Consider the following 18,885-nt stretch of genomic DNA (forward strand, 5'->3'; position numbering starts at 1 on the left):
TTTATAATCCAGAGCCAGTTTTTTTTATTTCAAGGAACCAATTTTGCGAACCTTACTCGGCGACCTGCTCGCGCATCGCCTGGCACTGGCTCCTGAGGGAGCGCTGGGCAAGCGTTTATACGATGTGTTGCAGTGCGCGATTCAGGATGGATCGATTGCCACCGGCAGCCGTTTACCCGCCACGCGCGATCTGGCGCAAGATCTGTCCGTGTCGCGTAATACCGTGCTGGCGGCGTATGAACAGTTGCAGTCAGAGGGGTATCTGCAAACCCGTACCGGCAGCGGCACCTTTGTCTGCGATGCGCTGCCGGAAACGATGCCTGATGCAGGAGAAATACCGGTCAGCGCCAGCCGGCCGTTTAATTTTGTCCGCCTCTCCAGCCGTGGCTCTCGCCTGCTAACGCGCAGCGGTGCCGGGCCGCATCAGTGGGGGGCGTTTATGCCCGGCGTACCGGATGTCAGCCATATGCCGCATGATATCTGGCGCAAAATCCACCTGCGGCTGAGTCGCCGGATGCCGGTGGAGGCGCTGAGTTACTCCGGCCACGGCGGTTGCGTGCAGTTGCAGCAGGCGCTGGCTGATTATCTGCGGGTGATCCGTTCGCTCAACTGTACGCCCGATCAGATTCTGGTAACTGCCGGTACTCACCAGTCGCTGGATCTGCTGGCAAAAATGCTCTGTGACCCGGGCGATCGCGCATGGGTTGAAGAGCCGGGCTACTGGGGCATCCGTAACGTGCTGGCGGTGAACGGTATTGAGCTGCTGCCAACGGCGGTGGATGAGCAGGGCATGATGCTGCCCGATATCAGCGGCGACGCCCGCCCGCCACGGCTGATTTGTGTTACTCCCTCCCACCAGTATCCGCTGGGTTCGGTGATGAGCCTGCAACGGCGGCACCAGCTGCTTGAGCTGGCGAAACGCGTCGGAAGTTGGGTGGTGGAGGATGATTACGACGGCGAGTTTCGCTTCAGCGACTCACCGATCCCGGCGTTGCAGGGGCTGGCTCCGGATGCACCGGTAATTTACCTCGGCACCTTCAGTAAAACCCTCTATCCGGGCCTGCGTCTGAGTTACATGGTGGTGCCGAAACCGCTGGCGGCGCGGATGAAAATGGCCCATTCCGAGCTGTATCGTGGCGGCAACGGGCTGGTACAGCTGACGCTGGCTGAATTTATCCGGGAAGGGCACTATGCCGCCCATGTGCGAAAAATGCGCCAGCTCTACAGCCGACGCCGTGCGGAGCTGGTACGGGTGATTCAGGACAGTCTTGGGGAAGCGTTTATTGCCCAACAGAGCAATGCCGGGCTGCATCTGATTCTGTCACTGCCCGATAACATTGACGATGTGGCACTCAGCGCCGAGCTTGAGCAAAACGGCGTACTGACGCGTCCGCTATCCGCCTACTACCTGCTTGGCACCACGCGACGCGGGCTGCTGCTGGGCTATGCCTGCGTTGATGAGCAGCAGATGGCGGAGAAGTTTGCGCCGATCCTCGCCTGCCTGAGGCGGCGCTTAAATCCGCAGGGGACGCCCTGCGATGGTGCATAGCCAAATGATTGCCTGATTCTGCCGTTTTTTCAGGCGAATTTTATCGGTAAAATAAAAATACAATAGAAAACAATAGCCTGCGAGCGATGCTTTCAGGCTTTTTTTTGTGTTTTTGTCAGATTCTGCTTGTCGAAGCGAAATTTGTTGTGGTAGAGCTAAAAAAGAGCCACCCAACAGACACGCCCCCGCAGGAGTTATGCACAAAGCGTGCCTGGGACGTTTTTTCCCCGTTTAACGAGAGAATGCTATGAGATCCCTGGTGAGTTTTAAGAATATCAAAAAGAGCTACGACGGCGAAAAGCTGGTGGTTCGTAATCTGAATCTTGAGGTACAGGAGGGCGAGTTTTTAACTCTTTTAGGGCCATCCGGTTCCGGAAAAACCACCAGTCTGATGATGCTGGCCGGGTTTGAAACGCCGACCGACGGAGAAATTTATCTGCGCGATCAGCCATTACATACCCTGCCACCGCACCAGCGTGATATCGGTATGGTATTTCAAAACTATGCGCTATTCCCGCATATGACAGTGGCGGAAAACCTCGCTTTCCCGCTGTCGATTCGCCGCATGAGCAAGGTCGATATCAGGGAGCGGGTAGCGCGTATTTTGGATATGATCAAACTCACGCCACTGGCCGATCGCTATCCGGCGCAGATGTCAGGAGGACAGCAGCAAAGGGTGGCCCTGGCGCGGGCGCTGGTGTTTGAGCCGAAACTGATTCTGATGGATGAGCCATTGGGCGCGCTGGACAAACAGTTACGTGAACATATGCAGCTGGAGATCAAACAGCTGCATGAGATGCTCGGTCTGACGATTGTCTACGTGACGCACGATCAGAGCGAAGCCATGACCATGTCTAACCGGGTGGCGGTATTTAACGACGGTATGATCCAGCAGATGGACAGCCCCGGAACGCTCTATGAGCAGCCCGCCAATGCTTTTGTGGCGCAGTTTATTGGTGAGAATAACAGCCTGCTGGCGACTCAGGTGGCAGCGCAGGGGGATTACTATCGGGTGAAGCTTGATGACGGCTGCGAACTGGATGCGTTAAAAGTGCGGCCCAGCTCCCCGGGGAAAAAAATTCAGCTCAGTATTCGTCCGGAGCGTATTAACGTTAATGCACCAGAGCAGGGCGATCAGCAGGTGAAAGCACGTATTCAGCAGTTTATCTATCTGGGTGACCATGTGCGGATGCTGACTGAAGTTGCGGGGCAGGGTAATTTTATGGTCAAGCTGTCGCCAGCCAAAATGGATAGCCGCTGGCAGCCGGGCAGTGAGGTGATGCTATCGTGGCAGCCTGAGCATCTGCGTGCGCTGGATGTGGTGATCCAGTAATAAAAAAGGGCCAGGCATGCCTGGCCCCTACGGGGTACGTTTGATTACGCACCTGCACGAGGTACGTTGTATTCGCAGGGGACAGGCACGCCTGACCCGCACCGGGTACGTTGTATTCGCAGGGGACAGGCACGCCTGACTCGCACGGGGTACATTTTATTCGTAGGGGTCAGGCACGCCTGACCCTGTCCCTGAAACGTTGTTACCCTTCCGCCTGCTTGGACTGAATCGCCGTCAGGGCAATGGTATAGACGATATCGTCAACCAGTGCGCCGCGTGACAGGTCGTTGACCGGCTTACGCATACCCTGCAGCATTGGCCCAATGGAGATCAGGTCAGCCGAGCGCTGTACCGCTTTATAAGTGGTGTTACCGGTGTTCAGATCCGGGAAGATGAACACGGTAGCACGACCTGCAACCGGTGAGTTAGGCGCTTTAGATTTGGCAACATCAGCCATAATCGCAGCGTCGTATTGCAGTGGCCCGTCGATCACCAGGTCAGGACGTTTTTCCTGGGCAATGCGCGTTGCTTCACGTACTTTCTCCACGTCACTACCGGCACCTGAGGTTCCGGTGGAGTAGGAGATCATCGCCACGCGCGGCTCGATGCCAAACGCCAGCGCGGAATCAGCGGACTGAATAGCAATCTCTGCCAGCTGTTCTGGGTTCGGATCCGGGTTAATCGCACAGTCACCGTAAACCAGAACCTGTTCAGGCAGCAGCATAAAGAACACGGAAGAAACCAGCGAACTGCCTGGTGCCGTTTTGATCAGCTGCAACGGTGGGCGGATGGTGTTGGCGGTGGTGTGAACCGCACCGGAAACCAGACCGTCAACTTCGCCGCGCTCCAGCATCATAGTGCCGAGCATCACGTTATCTTCCAGCTGCTCCTGCGCAACCACTTCGGTCATGCCCTTGCTCTTACGCAGCTCAACCAGGCGAGCAACATAGTTATCACGTGCGACAGCCGGGTCAACAATCTCAATGCCTTTGCCCAGTTCAACGCCCTGAGCGGCGGCTACGCGCTGGATCTCATCCGGGTTACCCAGCAGGATACAGGTCGCGATGCCGCGTTCAGCACAGATAGCGGCTGCTTTAACGGTACGTGGCTCATCGCCCTCTGGCAGAACGATACGTTTGCCCGCTTTGCGAGCCAGTTCGGTCAGCTGGTAGCGGAAGGCTGGTGGTGACAGGCGACGGCTGCGCTCAGACTCAGCGGTCAGCGATTCGATCCAATCAGCATCGATATGGCTGGCTACGTACTCCTGAACGCGCTCAATACGCTGAGTATCGTCGCTTGGCACTTCCAGGTTGAAGCTTTGCAGGCTGAGAGAGGTCTGCCAGGTGTTGGTGTCGACCATAAAGACCGGCAGGCCAGTCTGGAAGGCGCGTTCACACAGCTTCTGAATTGGCGCATCGATGGCATAGCCGCCGGTCAGCAGAATGGCACCGATCTCCACGCCGTTCATGGCAGCCAGGCAAGCGGCAACCAGCACATCCGGGCGGTCAGCCGAAGTCACCAGCAGGGAACCCGGACGGAAATGCTCCAGCATATGCGGCAGGCTGCGTGCGCAGAAGGTCACGGACTTGACGCGGCGAGTGGCGATATCACCCTCGTTAATAATACGGGCGTTGAGGTGACGAGCCATATCGATGGCGCGGGTGGCGATCAGCTCGAAGCTCCACGGCACACAGCCCAGTACTGGCAGCGGGCTGTTAGCGAACAGATGCTTAGGATCGATATTCGCCACGCTGGCTTTAGTTGAGTCGTCGAAGATCTCCGACAGATCCGGACGCGTACGGCCCTGATCGTCAACCGGGGCGTTCAGTTTGTTAATGATAACGCCGGTGATATTTTTATTTTTGCTGCCGCCAAAGCTGCTCTGCGTCAGTTCGATACGCTCTTTCAGCTGTGCCGGGGAGTCATTACCCAGGGACATCACAAAGACGATTTCAGCGTTCAGCGTTTTAGCGATCTCATAGTTCAGCGCATTGGCGAACTGATGTTTACGCGTTGGCACCAGGCCTTCAACCAGCACCACTTCTGCATCTTTAGTGTTTTCGTGGTAGCGGGCAATAATCTCTTCCATCAGCACATCTTGCTGGTTGGAACCAAGCAGCGATTCGACGTGACTCATTGCCAGCGGTTCAGCGGCTGGGATGCTGGAGTTTTTGCGAATAATAGTGGTGGTCTGATCCGGGCTGTTACCGCCGGCACGAGGCTGGGCGATAGGTTTAAAGACGCTAAGACGCACGCCTTTACGTTCCATTGCACGGATAACGCCAAGGCTGACGCTGGTCAGGCCGACGCTGGTGCCGGTAGGGATAAGCATGATGGTACGGGACACGTGGTATACCTCCTGTAGCGTCATCTTTCACGCTACAGTTGTGTTGGCTGCCTGCGCTCACCCAGTGACTTACTTGAGTAAGCTCCTGAGGAATCACTCAGTGCTGCCTTCCTGTACCGCGAAATATTTAGCTATGTAAAATGGTGTCTGAAACAACTCCGCCAGCCTGAGCTGACGGAGAGTAACGATCTTTTATGCAGTCAGGCGGCTGGCGTCCTGCGCGATGACCAACTCTTCGTTGGTTGGGATAACAATCGCCGGGCGGGTGCCTTCTTTGTTAATAAAACCTGAATTACCGAAACGTGCGGCCAGGTTGCGCTCATGGTCAACGTCGAAGCCCAGAAGAGCAAGCTTGCCCAGTGACAGTTCGCGCACCATGGCGGCATTTTCACCGATACCACCGGTAAAGATCACTGCATCCAGGCGTCCGTCCATCATAGCGGTGTAAGAACCGATATATTTTGCCAGGCGATGGCAGAACACATCCATTGCGCGTTTTGCATCATCTTTGGTGGTGTAGTTATCTTCTACATAACGGCAGTCGCTGGTGACTTCGGTCAGACCCAGCAGGCCAGACTCTTTGGTCAGCAGCTTGTTGATCGCATCAACGTTCATGCCCAGGGTGTCGTGCAGGAAGAAGATAATCGCCGGATCAATGTCACCGCAGCGGGTACCCATAACCAGACCTTCCAGCGGAGTCAGACCCATTGAGGTGTCAACGCACTCGCCGTTACGGATAGCTGAGACTGAACCGCCGTTGCCAAGGTGGCAGGTGATGATGTTCAGTTCAGAAACAGGTTTATTAAGGAATTTTGCGGCTTCCTGAGTCACATAGTAGTGGCTGGTGCCGTGTGCGCCATAGCGGCGAACGCCGTGCTCTTTATACAGTTTGTACGGCAGAGCGTAGAGATAAGACTCTTGCGGCATTGTCTGATGGAAAGCGGTGTCGAAAACAGCCACATTCTTATCGGACAGATGCGGGAAGTTTTTCAGCGCCTCATCAATACCGATCAGATGGGCCGGATTGTGCAGCGGTGCAAAAGAAGAGGCGTCTTTGATGCCCTGAATAACAGAAGCATCAATAACTACCGACTCAGTTAATTTTTCGCCGCCATGAACGATGCGATGACCGATTGCAACGATTTGTGCCGACAGCTCTGGTTTTTGTGCCAGAATAGTTTTAACCATGAAGTTAAGTGCTTCGCTGTGAGCTGCGCCAGCACCCAGGGCCGCTTCTTGTTTAGCACCATCCTGTTTCCATTTGATACGGGCTTCCGGAAGATGGAAACATTCAGCTAAACCTGACAGGTATTCGTCGCCGTTTGCCGGATCAATAATGGCAAACTTCAGGGAAGAACTACCGCAGTTCAGAACCAGTACTAACTTACTCGACATGGAAGGTCCTATTTGTTTAAAGTGGCTATATAAAAGTCAACAGTCTATCAGCGTAGCGCATGAAAGCTGATACATTAATGATGAACGTCTGGGTTTGGAAAAGTTTTGTCCGAAAGCAACTTTTGTAGAAATCTTACGAGATTTTTTTAAATTCTCATTTTTTTATTATGGGTTGCCCTATTTATGACCAGAATTGCACCTTATCCAGTGCCCGCCCACATGTAACACGGGTTGAGATCGCGCACAGGATAACCAGAGTGACCAGCAAAGACAAAATATTTTGAATCATGTTAGGTAAAGTTGGTGTGTTACAGAATTTTTTTAATATTTATATCTGAAGTTGAGGTTTGACATGGCTAATGACTCCCGCAGTGTCGGTTGGATCAAACTGTTCCAGCATGGTCAGCACTATATGAAGACGTGGCCTGTCGATAAACGCCTTGCGCCCATGTTTCCTGAGAACAGAGTGACGCGCGCCACAAAATTTGCTATCCGGATTATGCCGCCGCTGGCTGTGTTCAGCCTCACCTGGCAGATTGCCCTTGGCGGTCAGCTCGGCCCGGCAATAGCCACGGCGCTGTTTGCCTGTAGCCTGCCGATGCAGGGGCTGTGGTGGCTTGGCAAACGTTCGGTTACGCCGCTGCCTTCCTCTTTACTGGGCTGGTTCCATGATGTGCGTGCCAAACTTCAGGCTGCGGGCCATGCGATAGCGCCGGTCGAAGGCAAGCCTACCTATCAGTCGCTGGCGGATGTTCTGAAGCGCGCATTTAAGCAGCTTGATAAAACATTCCTCGACGACCTCTAAGCGGAGCGGGTTTACATCAGTGAAGTTATGCAAACCCGCTTTGCGTCAAAGAAGCTTTTCCCCATGTTGTGAGATTCTTGTGCCAGTTTAAGACTGCCCCATGGCCGAGGAGCCTCAAAATGGATATGACCCATGCCCAGCGTTTAATTCTCTCCAACCAATATCAATTAATGGCCATGCTCGATCCGGATAACGCCGCCCGTCATCGCCGCCATCAGACTATTATTGAACGCGGCTACGGCCTGCAACTGCGCGAACTGGATAACGAATTCAGCCAGCTGCCAGAGGCTGAGTGCCGTACGCTGGTAGCCATGATGGAGATGTATCACGCGCTGCACGTTTCATGGACTAATCTGAAAGAGCCGCAGGAAGTTGATGCGCGGCGTTTAAACTTCGTCGGATTTGATGCGGCAACAGAAGGGCGTTATCTGGGCTATGTGCGCTTTCTGGTCAATGTCGAAGGCCGTTATGGGCATTTTTCAGCAGGCAGCCACGAGTTTAATGCTCAGGTTCCGATGTGGGAAAAGTATCAACGTATGCTGGCTGTGTGGCACAATTGTCCCCGACAGTACCATCTGAGCGCGAATGAGATCGCGCAAGTTATCAACGCCTGATAAGGAAGATGCAGTGAAGTGTAAAGGTTTTCTGTTTGATCTGGATGGCACGCTGGTGGACTCCCTGATGGTTGTCGAGCGTGCCTGGAAAAACTGGGGTAAGCGCCACGGGATTGACTCTGACGAGGTGCTTGGCTTCATCCACGGTAAGCAGGCTATTACCTCACTGCGCCATTTTATGCCCGGGGCTTCACCGGAGGCGATTCAGCAGGAGTTTATTGCGCTGGAAAAACTCGAAGCTGAAGACACTGACGGCATTGTGGCACTGCCCGGCGCATTAGCACTGCTGGCGCTGCTGGATAAGCAGGAGATCCCCTGGGCCATTGTTACTTCAGGTTCCGTACCGGTAGCCAGCGCTCGCCATGCGGCGGCAGGGCTGCCGGCACCAGCAGCATTTGTCACGGCTGAACGCGTTGAGCGCGGCAAGCCTGAGCCTGATGCCTATTTACTCGGCGCACAGCTGCTGGATCTTGAACCGGAAGAGTGCGTGGTGGTAGAAGATGCCGCTGCGGGCATTCTTTCCGGCCTGTCTGCGGGCTGCCACGTGATTGCTGTCAATGTGCCAGCGGACGCACCGCGACTCGAAGATGTTGATATGGTGCTCACCTCGCTGGAAGAGGTCATCATCCATAAAAATCCGGACGGCAGCGTCGATATTCACCGTAAACACTAATTCTTTCCAGCCTCGCATTCGCGGGGCTTTTTTTATTCCCGTGCGGGTAAACACTCGCTCCAGTAAGAACCTGTTTAATAATAGTCACTTGTCTATTGAACTAGCCTGGAGACTTTCCTACAATTCTTTGCTTAAAAAAGAGTCAGGCACACTGCCTGTCCACATATCAGGAAACTCCTGGGGCTGGATATCTGGCATGAGGATACATAAAGATAAGGTATCAGATCTCCTGTCTATGTTGGGGTATTCGGTATTTGTTTACCTTGCTATTGAGCTTTTGTCGATCAACAAATATGACTGGATGCTGCAACCGGGGAACAGCATTTGCAGCATCCCACATCAATCCATCGGTAACCGTATACTTCAGGCAGGAATAGCTGCATTTTTTCTGATTACTCCCTTACTGATTGCGTTGATTCGCAATTTTTACATCGGTAACCGCTACAAGACGAGGTATTACTTCGCCGGAGTGATAGGCGTGGCCGCCTATGGCGGGTGGATGTTTTTTGGCCGGTTTCTTGTGTGCTGAAACCTCAGATGAGCAGCAGATTGGTCTGATGCGGTTTTACTGCTGGCGATGCGTCATCGCAGGGTGAAAAGCACCATAGACTGGTTATAGAGCTACGATCGCAACGATGTGTGCCAGCGAAGCTCAAATACGGGTTTTAACCGCCGGTCAGCCGGCCCTGGCCCCTACGAAAATCCTTGCAGGTGCGCATTACGCAGGGACGCGGCAAAAACTGCCCGGGGTTACAACGAATCCTGGCTGATTTCATCCAGTGACAGGTTAAAACTGGGTACAAATACTTCCATAAAATAGTCCATTTCCGGGCTCTGGCGCTGAGTCAGCGTCTTCTCCAGTCGCGCTTTTGCCAGCAGGAACTCATTATTGCCCGCTGACAGCTCCTCCAGACACTTCAGATAGGCACACAGGGCATCCGCCTGCTTGACAATCGCGGTCTCGTCTTCGCTGTGCTGGTGCTCATCCAGCAGCGGTGCATAGGCGGAACGCAGCTCTTCCGGCAGCATCTCAATCAGCTTCTGCTGGGCAATTTTTTCAATCTTCTTGTACTCACGGGCAATCTGCGCGTTGTAATACTTCACCGGGGTGGGCAGGTCGCCGGTCAGCACTTCGCTGGCATCGTGATAGATGGCCATCATCGCGATACGATCCGCGTTAAGGTTACCGTTGAATTTCTTATTTTTTATTACGGCAAGAGCATGGGCAACCATCGCTACCTGCAGGCTGTGTTCCGAAACATTTTCGGTACGCACATTGCGCATTAGCGGCCAGCGGTTGATCAGTTTCAGGCGGGAGAGGTGGGCGAAGAAGTGGCTTTGAGTCATGGTGATTTTTCCCTTACTTCAAAATACGAAGAGCGGCCAGGGCCGCTCTTGGGGAGATCATTACAGCTGACGGTAGCCGCTGAGGAACCGGCCAAACTTGTTAATTGCCATATCCAGTTCATCCACGCGCGGCAGGGTGACAATACGTACATGATCCGGCCATGGCCAGTTGAATGCCGTTCCCTGTACCAGCAGCACTTTTTCCTGAAGCAGGAAGTCGAGCACCATTTTCTGATCGTCGTGAATATTAAATTTCTTCGCGTCGATTTTCGGGAACATATACAGCGCGCCATTCGGCTTCACACAGCTGACGCCAGGGATATCGTTGATCAGCTCCCAGGCACGGTTACGCTGTTCATACAGGCGCCCGCCGGGCTGGATAAATTCGCTGATGCTCTGATAGCCACCCAGTGCGGTCTGAATAGCATGCTGCGCAGGCACGTTGGCACACAGGCGCATTGAAGCGAGCATCTCCAGCCCTTCAATATAGCCTTTGGCATGTTTCTTCGGCCCGTTCAAAACCATCCAGCCCTGACGGAAGCCCGCTACCCGGTAGGTTTTCGACAGACCATTAAAGGTGATGGTCAGCAGATCCGGTGCCAGCGCCGCAATAGAGTGGTGCTGGGCAGCGTCATACAGAATTTTGTCGTAGATCTCGTCGGCAAAAATAATCAGGTTATGCTGACGTGCGAGTTCTACCACTTCCATCAGCAGCTCTTTGCTGTAGACGGCACCGGTCGGGTTATTCGGGTTGATAATGACAATACCGCGTGTGCGCGGCGTAATCTTACTGCGAATATCATCAAGATCAGGGAACCAGCCCGCGGACTCATCACACAGATAATGCACCGCCTTGCCGCTGGAGAGCGACACGGCAGCGGTCCAGAGCGGATAATCCGGCGCCGGTACCAGCATTTCGTCGCCGCTGTTCAGCAACGCCTGCATTGACTGCACAATCAGTTCAGATACGCCGTTACCAATGTAGATGTCTTCTACAGTGATATCGCGCATACCGCGCGCCTGGTAGTGCTGCATAATCGCTTTGCGGGCGGAATAGAGGCCTTTAGAGTCGCAATAGCCCTGTGCACTGGGCAGATTACGAATCACATCCACCAGAATCTCATCCGGCGCTTCAAAACCGAACGGGGCAGGGTTGCCGATGTTCAATTTGAGGACTTTGTTACCTTCTTCTTCGAGGCGTTTGGCTTCTTTTAATACCGGGCCGCGAATGTCATAACACACGTTATCCAGTTTGCTGGATTTATCAATTGGGGTCATTTCTGTCGCCTTTACTGGCAGAAGCGTATTCCTGCCGTGGAAAACTAAACATTGCACAATGTACTCCTCTCCCGATTGGTTTTGAAGGGTGGCAGCTGGCTTTGGTGTGTTAAAGGATGTTTTTTCGCTCAGATGGCAGGGGTACGCGTAATCAGGCTTTATTATGATATATCATGCTGATATTTGGGTGTAATCCGATGTTTATGACTACCTGAATGATTTAGGGTTTTGCTGCCGCCGCAGTGCAATAGTGCTTTATAAGCGCTATTGCCGAATCATTTAGTAAAAATTGATTTATTAATGATAGCTGAAACAGTCAAGTATTCCTTATCGGGCTGTATGTTTTTTAGTCAAAGCGTTCTGTGTCTGAAGATTGACCAGCAGGCATGGGCGCTGGCATAGCCTGGGCTAAGTGTAATATTCGTGCGGTGCAAAGAATAAATATTGGAGTGCCAGGGCCTGTGTTGCGCGGTGTTGCCAATAAAATCTTACTTTAGTGATAAGAATAATCAGTTTTGGGCTTAAAAAGTAAACGACAGTATGTCAGGATAACCTTCAGAAGACTTTGCACCGGGTGTGCAGGTTCTTCCGGTAATAAAAAAAAGATTTTTATTACCCTAAACAATAAGTGATTCTTAACATTTTTCGCTGTTTCTACAGCGTGCTGGTAACTTAATTTCCAAGGGTTGTTTTAGACTAACGACACCGCAACTCAGCACATTTTGAGTTTTGTCGGCGTTACTTAACTATAACGACGCGGCTTCCTGCAACTTATGGGTTAGTGCAGCGTGCATTAGTGATGCATCAGACGGAAGAACCTTTTTCTCTGCCACCTTACCACTATAAAATGGAGGGAATAACCAGAGTAAAAACTACTTTATCGTTTGCCAGTCTAAGTAATGCATCAGGTAATTATTTTTATTGCTTAACACTGTAGCCATTATGCAATTGTTATCATTTTATCCTATTGATAAAAAAGGTAATAACACCAGGGTAGCTGTTTGTAAAAAACTTATAAAGTGAAGAAAAAAACATGACTAGTGCAAATCGTCCAGTACTCAATCTTGACCTCGATCTGCTGAGAACTTTTGTTGCCGTTGCCGATCTGAACACGTTTGCCGCAGCTGCGGCTGCTGTATGCAGGACGCAATCTGCGGTAAGCCAGCAGATGCAGCGTCTGGAGCAATTGGTAGGCAAAGAGCTATTTGCCAGGCATGGACGCAACAAGTTATTGACGGAACACGGCATTCAGCTATTGGGTTACGCCCGAAAAATACTGCGCTTTAATGATGAAGCCTGTACCTCACTGATGTACAGCAACATTCAAGGCGTACTGACCATCGGTGCATCCGATGATACCTCTGATACTATTTTACCGTTCCTGCTTAACCGTGTGACCTCGGTATATCCGAAGCTGGCTATCGACGTCCGCGTGAAGCGTAATCCGTTTATGATGGAGATGTTAAACCAGGGTGAAGTCGATCTGGTGGTGACAACCTCCAGCCCGATGAATTTCACCTGGCAGGTGCTGCGTACCTCTCCCACTCTGTGGTATTGCGCTGCTGACTACATCTTCCAGCGTGGAGAAGCTATTCCTCTGGTGCTGCTGGATGAGCCAAGCCCATACCGCGATATGGCGATTGATCATCTTAACGAAGCGGGAATTCCGTGGCGCATCTCTTATGTTGCCTCCACCCTTGCAGCGGTTCGTGCCGCAGTGAAAGCAGGGCTGGGTGTTACCGCGCGTCCGGTCGAGATGATGAGCCCGGAACTGCGTGTGATGGGCGCTGCTGAAGGGCTGCCAATGCTGCCAGATACTGAGTATCTGCTGTGCCGTAATCCGGACAGCGATAATGAGCTGGCGCTGGCGATCTTCAATGCAATGGAGTCAAGCAATGACCCCTACAATCTGACCGTTGGGGCGCGTGATAACGCAACATTTGCTGACGAAGAAGAATAACCTGTAAACGCAAACGATTACTTTTATCATTAAAAGATAATCTTTTTCGATTTTACTGACTAAAACAGGCCTTTCAGTTTATTTAAAAGCTGAAGGGCCTTTTTTTTATGGTTTAGTGTAGTAGAAAGAGTTCTTTTTCGGCAGCTTTAGGCTCTCGGTTGTCAAAAAATCGCCAGCAGTCAAAACTATAAGTATTTTCTTATCCCTTCCGCATCTGGTCAGAGCAGTGAATTGATTTTGCAGAAAGATTAATGACCGTTTTTTTAGCGAAAAACACCAAACTGTGTCCTGGATCAAAAAAATAACCCCAATAAGGGGCAGGAAAAGCCGCCGAATCCTGCCAAAATAGACCTTGTTAAATACACGATCCAAACAAGGTTTTAACCGCTACACTTTGATCACATGATGCTACTGACACGATTTAGCCCAATTTTTAAGCATCATATGTTAAATTTGTGTTGTGTGTGTAAATTAATGTGCGGATAGTTTTGTCAAAGTTGACAAAAGGTTAGTTAAAGGAGTAAAAAACCACATAAAATTACTGCCTAATCGCTAAAGACGGTATAATTTATAAGGTTTTTCATTCTTCCCTTGAATCGATGTGGTGTGTTAACTGCCAATTATTAGAGCAGGACGCAAAACGCCACTTTTGGTGAGTAAGCAAGAGTATGTCAACAACCACACAAGTCGTCGCCCATCACTGGGCATTCGCTGTTTTCCTGATCGTATCAATTGGTCTCTGCTGCCTGATGTTGGCCGGAGCATGGTTCTTGGGCGGAAAAGCCCGTGGAAGGCATACAAATACACCTTTCGAATCCGGTATAGCCTCTGTTGGCTCCGCGAAACTGCGTATGTCAGCCAAATTTTATCTGGTTGCCATGTTCTTCGTCATCTTTGACGTTGAAGCCCTCTATCTCTACGCATGGTCGACGGCGATTCGCGAAAGCGGATGGGTCGGCTTTGTCGAAGCCGCCATTTTCATTTTGGTTCTGCTTGCTGGTCTGTTTTATCTGGTTCGCATTGGCGCACTGGATTGGGCTCCTGCCCGTCGTCAGTTCGACGTCAAACCTACCACCATCTCGCACGCCAACCGTAATAAGCAGTAACAGCGAGGCAATAACATGGACTATACGCTCACCCGCATAGACCCGAACGGTGAGAATGACCGTTACCCACTGCAAAAACAGGAGATTGTTACCGATCCCCTGGAAAAGCACGTTCATCAAAACGTCTATATGGGCAAGCTGGAACATGCCCTGCACGACATGGTGAACTGGGGTCGTAAGAACTCCCTCTGGCCGTTCAACTTCGGTCTTTCTTGTTGCTACGTCGAAATGACCACGTCGTTTACGTCGGTGCACGATGTGGCACGTTTTGGTTCTGAAGTTATCCGTGCTTCGCCACGCCAGGCAGACTTTATGGTGGTTGCAGGAACCTGTTTCACCAAAATGGCTCCGGTGGTTCAGCGCCTGTATGACCAGATGCTGGAACCTAAATGGGTGATTTCGATGGGTGCCTGCGCGAACTCCGGTGGGATGTATGACATCTACTCCGTAGTGCAGGGGGTGGATAAATTCTTACCGGTTGATGTGTATATCCCGGGCTGTCCGCCGCGTCCTGAAGCGTATATGCAGGCTCTGCTGCTGCTGCAGGAATCCATCGGAAAAGAACGTCGCCCGCTGTCGTGGGTCGTCAGCGATCAGGGCGTTTATCGTGCCAATATGCAGTCTGAGCGCGACAGGAAAAACGCCGAGCGTATCGCAGTCACTAATCTGCGTACACCTGACGAAATTTAAGACAGCAGTTTATGGATGTGGTCATTAAAAGCGCAATAAAAACACAATGTAACCTGCGCTGACCCACCTGACGCCAACACTGAGCGCCTGTTCTGACAGGCCAGAATGGTGAACAACTTATGACAGATTTAACCACGCAAGACCTCGCTCAGCCGTTATGGCAAACCCGGGATCACCAGGATGACCCGGTGATCGGCGAGCTGCGTAATCGTTTTGGGCCTGATGCCTTTACCGTACAAGCAACCCGTACCGGCGTGCCGGTAGTTTGGGTGAAACGTGAGCAGCTGCTTGAGATTATCCAGTTCCTGCGCAAACTGCCTAAACCCTATGTGATGCTGTATGACCTGCATGGCATGGATGAGCGCCTGCGTACCCACCGTGACGGTTTACCCGCCGCGGATTTTTCCGTTTTCTATCACTTCATCTCCATTGAACGCAACCGCGATATCATGCTCAAGGTGGCGTTGTCTGAAAACTCTCTGAATGTGCCGACCATCTCGAAAATCTTCCCGAATGCCAACTGGTATGAGCGCGAGACCTGGGAGATGTTCGGTATCAATATCGAGGGCCACCCGCACCTGACGCGCATCATGATGCCGCAGACGTGGGAAGGGCATCCGCTGCGCAAAGACTATCCGGCACGTGCAACAGAGTTCGATCCTTTCGAGCTGACTAAGCAGAAAGAAGATCTGGAGATGGAGTCTCTGACCTTCAAGCCTGAAGACTGGGGCATGAAACGTTCGACCAACAATGAGGACTTTATGTTCCTCAACCTTGGCCCGAACCATCCTTCAGCGCACGGTGCTTTCCGTATCATTCTGCAACTGGACGGCGAAGAGATCGTCGACTGCGTTCCGGATATCGGCTACCACCATCGCGGTGCGGAAAAAATGGGCGAGCGCCAGTCATGGCACAGCTACATTCCGTACACTGACCGCATCGAATATCTCGGCGGCTGCGTTAACGAAATGCCTTACGTACTGGCGGTTGAAAAACTGGCAGGTATCAAGGTACCAGAACGCGTTGAAGTGATCCGCGTGATGCTCTCAGAGCTGTTCCGTATAAACAGCCATCTGTTGTATATCTCTACGTTTATTCAGGACGTCGGTGCCATGTCTCCGGTGTTCTTTGCCTTTACCGATCGCCAGAAAATTTATGATGTGGTGGAAGCCATTACCGGTTTCCGTATGCACCCGGCCTGGTTCCGCATTGGCGGCGTGGCGCATGACCTGCCAAAAGGCTGGGAACGCCTGCTGCGCGAGTTCCTCGACTGGATGCCAAAACGTCTTAAAGCCTATGAGCAGACAGCGCTGAAAAACTCCGTGCTGATTGCCCGTTCCAAAGGTGTTTCTGCCTATAACATGGAAGAAGCACTGGCCTGGGGCACCACTGGTGCAGGGCTGCGCGGTACTGGCCTTGATTTTGACGTGCGTAAATGGCGTCCGTACTCCGGTTATGAAAACTTCGATTTTGAAGTGCCAATCGGAGACGGCGTAAGCTGTGCTTACACCCGTGTGATGCTGAAAATGGAAGAGATGCGCCAGAGTATGCGTATCCTGGAACAGTGCCTGAAGAACATGCCGGAAGGCCCGTTCAAAGCTGACCATCCGCTGACCACGCCGCCGCCGAAAGAGCGTACGTTGCAACATATCGAAACCCTGATCACTCACTTCCTGCAAGTATCGTGGGGGCCTGTTATGCCGGCCAACGAATCCTTCCAGATGATTGAGGCGACCAAAGGGATCAACAGTTACTACCTGACCAGCGATGGCAGCACCATGAGCTACCGCACCCGTGTGCGTACGCCAAGCTTCCCGCATTTGCAGCAGATCCCTTCGGTGATCAACGGCAGCCTGGTATCCGATCTGATCGTATACCTCGGTAGTATCGATTTTGTTATGTCAGACGTGGACCGCTAATTATGCACGATCAAAGAATTGCGATCGAAACGATCGATGAAACCGGGGCTTTTGTGCTGAGTGCGGCAGAGCGCGACGCCATCGAGCATGAAAAGCACCACTATGAAGATGCGCGCGCAGCGTCCATTGAAGCGCTGAAAATCGTTCAGAAACAGCGTGGATGGGTGCCGGACGGGGCCATTTATGCCATTGCAGAAGTGCTGGGCATTCCGGCCAGTGATGTTGAAGGGGTGGCGACATTTTACAGCCAGATCTTCCGTCAGCCGGTTGGCCGCCATGTGATCCGCTACTGCGACAGCGTGGTTTGCCATATCACTGGTTTCCAGGGCATTCAGTCGGCGCTGGAAAGTAATCTGAATATCAAACCGGGTCAGACGACTGCAGATGGCCGTTTTACGCTGCTGCCTACCTGCTGCCTCGGTAACTGCGACAAAGGGCCGGTGATGATGGTGGACGAAGATACCCACGTTCATCTGACGCCGGAAGGTATTGCCAACTTACTGGAGCAGTATCAATGAGACAGATCGTGCGTACTGCCGAAATGCATCCGCTGACCTGGCGCATGCGTGAAGACAAGCAGCCGGTATTCCTCGAAGAGTATCGCAGTAAGAATGGCTATGCCGGTGCTGAAAAAGCGCTGAAAACTTTGTCGCCTGAAGAGATTGTTAGTCAGGTTAAAGACTCTGGCCTGAAAGGGCGCGGCGGTGCAGGTTTCTCCACCGGCCTGAAGTGGAGCCTGATGCCAAAAGACGAATCCATGAACATCCGTTACCTGCTGTGTAACGCCGATGAAATGGAGCCGGGCACCTATAAAGACCGCCTGCTGATGGAGCAGATGCCGCACCAGCTGGTGGAAGGCATGCTGATCAGCGCCTTCGCACTGAAAACCTACCGCGGCTACATCTTCCTGCGCGGTGAGTATATTGAGGCCGCCGTTAACCTGCGCCGTGCCATTGCGGAAGCAACAGAAGCGGGTCTGCTGGGCAAGAACATTCTTGGCACCGGCTTTGATTTTGAGCTGATTGTGCATACCGGTGCTGGTCGTTATATCTGCGGTGAAGAAACCGCACTGATTAACTCACTGGAAGGGCGTCGCGCTAACCCGCGTTCCAAACCGCCATTCCCGGCATCAGCCGGAGCCTGGGGTAAGCCGACCTGCGTTAACAACGTCGAGACGCTCTCTAACGTACCGGCCATCATCGCCAACGGCGTTGACTGGTACAAAGGGATCTCCAACAGCGAAGACGCTGGCACCAAAATGATGGGCTTCTCTGGCCGCGTAAAAAATCCAGGCGTCTGGGAGCTGCCGTTTGGCACTACCGCTCGCGAGATTCTCGAAGAGTACGCTGGCGGCATGCGTGATGGCCTGAAGTTCAAAGCCTGGCAGCCGGGTGGCGCGGGTACTGACTTCCTCACCGAGGCGCACCTCGACCTGCCGATGGAATTTGCCAGTATTGGTAAAGCAGGCAGCCGTCTGGGCACCGCGCTGGCGATGGCCGTCGACCACGAAATCAATATGGTGTCGCTGGTACGTAACCTGGAAGAGTTCTTCGCCCGTGAATCCTGCGGCTGGTGTACACCATGCCGTGATGGCCTGCCGTGGAGTGTAAAAATTCTGCGCGCGCTGGAGCGTAAGCAGGGGCAGCCGGGGGATATCGAAACCCTGCTGCAACTCTGCCGCCAGCTTGGCCCGGGCAAGACCTTCTGTGCGCACGCGCCTGGTGCAGTAGAGCCACTGCAAAGTGCCATTAAATATTTCCGCGAAGAGTTCGAAGCGGGTATGGCACCTCAGGTATTCAGCAACGCGCACGCGATTAGCGGCATCCAGCCAAACCTGTTAAAGGCTCGCTGGTAAGCAAAGTTTAACGC

At 52.5% G+C, this 18,885-nt stretch carries 15 protein-coding genes and 1 pseudogene; 12 read left to right on the forward strand and 4 right to left on the reverse strand.

Translation table 11 applies throughout. From position 1 onward, the window contains the following. The first annotated feature begins 43 nt into the window (after nucleotides 1-43). Complete coding sequence (pdxR, locus tag GN242_RS06320; protein WP_154753951.1) at nucleotides 44-1,549, forward strand: MocR-like pyridoxine biosynthesis transcription factor PdxR; 1,506 nt, start codon at nucleotides 44-46, stop codon at nucleotides 1,547-1,549. Between the two features lie 247 nt (nucleotides 1,550-1,796). After that, nucleotides 1,797-2,882, forward strand: a complete 1,086-nt coding sequence (locus tag GN242_RS06325; protein ID WP_154753950.1) for an ABC transporter ATP-binding protein — start codon at nucleotides 1,797-1,799, stop codon at nucleotides 2,880-2,882. 202 nt (nucleotides 2,883-3,084) lie between these two features. On the opposite strand, the gene pta is transcribed toward GN242_RS06325, so the two are convergent. Continuing rightward, the gene (pta, locus tag GN242_RS06330; protein WP_197094769.1) at nucleotides 3,085-5,229 is read right to left on the reverse strand and encodes a phosphate acetyltransferase; all 2,145 of its coding nucleotides are present in this window, start codon (nucleotides 5,227-5,229) and stop codon (nucleotides 3,085-3,087) included. Between the two features lie 192 nt (nucleotides 5,230-5,421). Beyond that, entirely contained in the window at nucleotides 5,422-6,624 is a 1,203-nt protein-coding gene (gene ackA, locus GN242_RS06335; RefSeq protein ID WP_154753949.1) for an acetate kinase, read from the reverse strand. A 352-nt stretch (nucleotides 6,625-6,976) separates the two neighbouring features. Between ackA and yfbV the strand changes: the two genes are divergently transcribed. From yfbV to GN242_RS06355, 4 genes are all read left to right on the forward strand, one after another. After that, entirely contained in the window at nucleotides 6,977-7,429 is a 453-nt protein-coding gene (gene yfbV / locus GN242_RS06340; protein ID WP_154753948.1) for a terminus macrodomain insulation protein YfbV, read from the forward strand. Nucleotides 7,430-7,548: 119 nt separating this feature from the next. After that, nucleotides 7,549-8,043, forward strand: a complete 495-nt coding sequence (locus GN242_RS06345) for a YfbU family protein (protein ID WP_154753947.1) — start codon at nucleotides 7,549-7,551, stop codon at nucleotides 8,041-8,043. Between the two features lie 13 nt (nucleotides 8,044-8,056). Beyond that, on the forward strand, nucleotides 8,057-8,716 hold the full coding sequence (locus tag GN242_RS06350) for a sugar phosphatase (protein ID WP_156287077.1): 660 nt from the start codon (nucleotides 8,057-8,059) through the stop codon (nucleotides 8,714-8,716). Between the two features lie 235 nt (nucleotides 8,717-8,951). Beyond that, nucleotides 8,952-9,245, forward strand: a complete 294-nt coding sequence (locus GN242_RS06355) for a DUF2645 family protein (RefSeq protein ID WP_374189831.1) — start codon at nucleotides 8,952-8,954, stop codon at nucleotides 9,243-9,245. 221 nt (nucleotides 9,246-9,466) lie between these two features. On the opposite strand, the gene yfbR is transcribed toward GN242_RS06355, so the two are convergent. Together yfbR and GN242_RS06365 are read right to left on the reverse strand one after the other, a co-directional pair. Further along, entirely contained in the window at nucleotides 9,467-10,063 is a 597-nt protein-coding gene (gene yfbR / locus GN242_RS06360) for a 5'-deoxynucleotidase (protein ID WP_154753943.1), read from the reverse strand. A gap of 60 nt (nucleotides 10,064-10,123) precedes the next feature. Then, on the reverse strand, nucleotides 10,124-11,341 hold the full coding sequence (locus GN242_RS06365) for a pyridoxal phosphate-dependent aminotransferase (protein WP_154753942.1): 1,218 nt from the start codon (nucleotides 11,339-11,341) through the stop codon (nucleotides 10,124-10,126). 1,033 nt (nucleotides 11,342-12,374) lie between these two features. Between GN242_RS06365 and lrhA the strand changes: the two genes are divergently transcribed. The 6 genes and pseudogenes from lrhA to nuoF all read left to right on the forward strand — a co-directional run bounded on the left by lrhA (nucleotide 12,375) and on the right by nuoF (nucleotide 18,871). Further along, nucleotides 12,375-13,301 carry a transcriptional regulator LrhA gene (gene lrhA / locus GN242_RS06370; protein ID WP_154753941.1) on the forward strand — a complete coding sequence of 309 codons (927 nt, stop codon included), beginning with the start codon at nucleotides 12,375-12,377 and terminating at the stop codon, nucleotides 13,299-13,301. A gap of 668 nt (nucleotides 13,302-13,969) precedes the next feature. Beyond that, nucleotides 13,970-14,407: an NADH-quinone oxidoreductase subunit A gene (locus GN242_RS06375; RefSeq protein WP_154753940.1), complete on the forward strand. Its 438-nt coding sequence runs from the start codon at nucleotides 13,970-13,972 to the stop codon at nucleotides 14,405-14,407. Nucleotides 14,408-14,422: 15 nt separating this feature from the next. Beyond that, nucleotides 14,423-15,097, forward strand: coding sequence for a NuoB/complex I 20 kDa subunit family protein (locus GN242_RS06380; RefSeq protein ID WP_062742955.1), 675 nt, complete (start codon nucleotides 14,423-14,425; stop codon nucleotides 15,095-15,097). Between the two features lie 105 nt (nucleotides 15,098-15,202). Next, nucleotides 15,203-17,016, forward strand: a pseudogene (gene nuoC, locus GN242_RS06385) (NADH-quinone oxidoreductase subunit C/D). Nucleotides 17,017-17,018: 2 nt separating this feature from the next. After that, complete coding sequence (nuoE, locus tag GN242_RS06390) at nucleotides 17,019-17,534, forward strand: NADH-quinone oxidoreductase subunit NuoE (RefSeq protein WP_154753938.1); 516 nt, start codon at nucleotides 17,019-17,021, stop codon at nucleotides 17,532-17,534. Beyond that, on the forward strand, nucleotides 17,531-18,871 hold the full coding sequence (gene nuoF / locus GN242_RS06395; protein WP_154753937.1) for an NADH-quinone oxidoreductase subunit NuoF: 1,341 nt from the start codon (nucleotides 17,531-17,533) through the stop codon (nucleotides 18,869-18,871). Before nuoE ends, nuoF begins: the two co-directional genes overlap by 4 nt. The last annotated feature ends 14 nt before the right edge of the window (nucleotides 18,872-18,885 follow it).

It is taken from the genome of Erwinia sorbitola, assembly GCF_009738185.1.
GTDB lineage: Bacteria > Pseudomonadota > Gammaproteobacteria > Enterobacterales > Enterobacteriaceae > Erwinia > Erwinia sorbitola.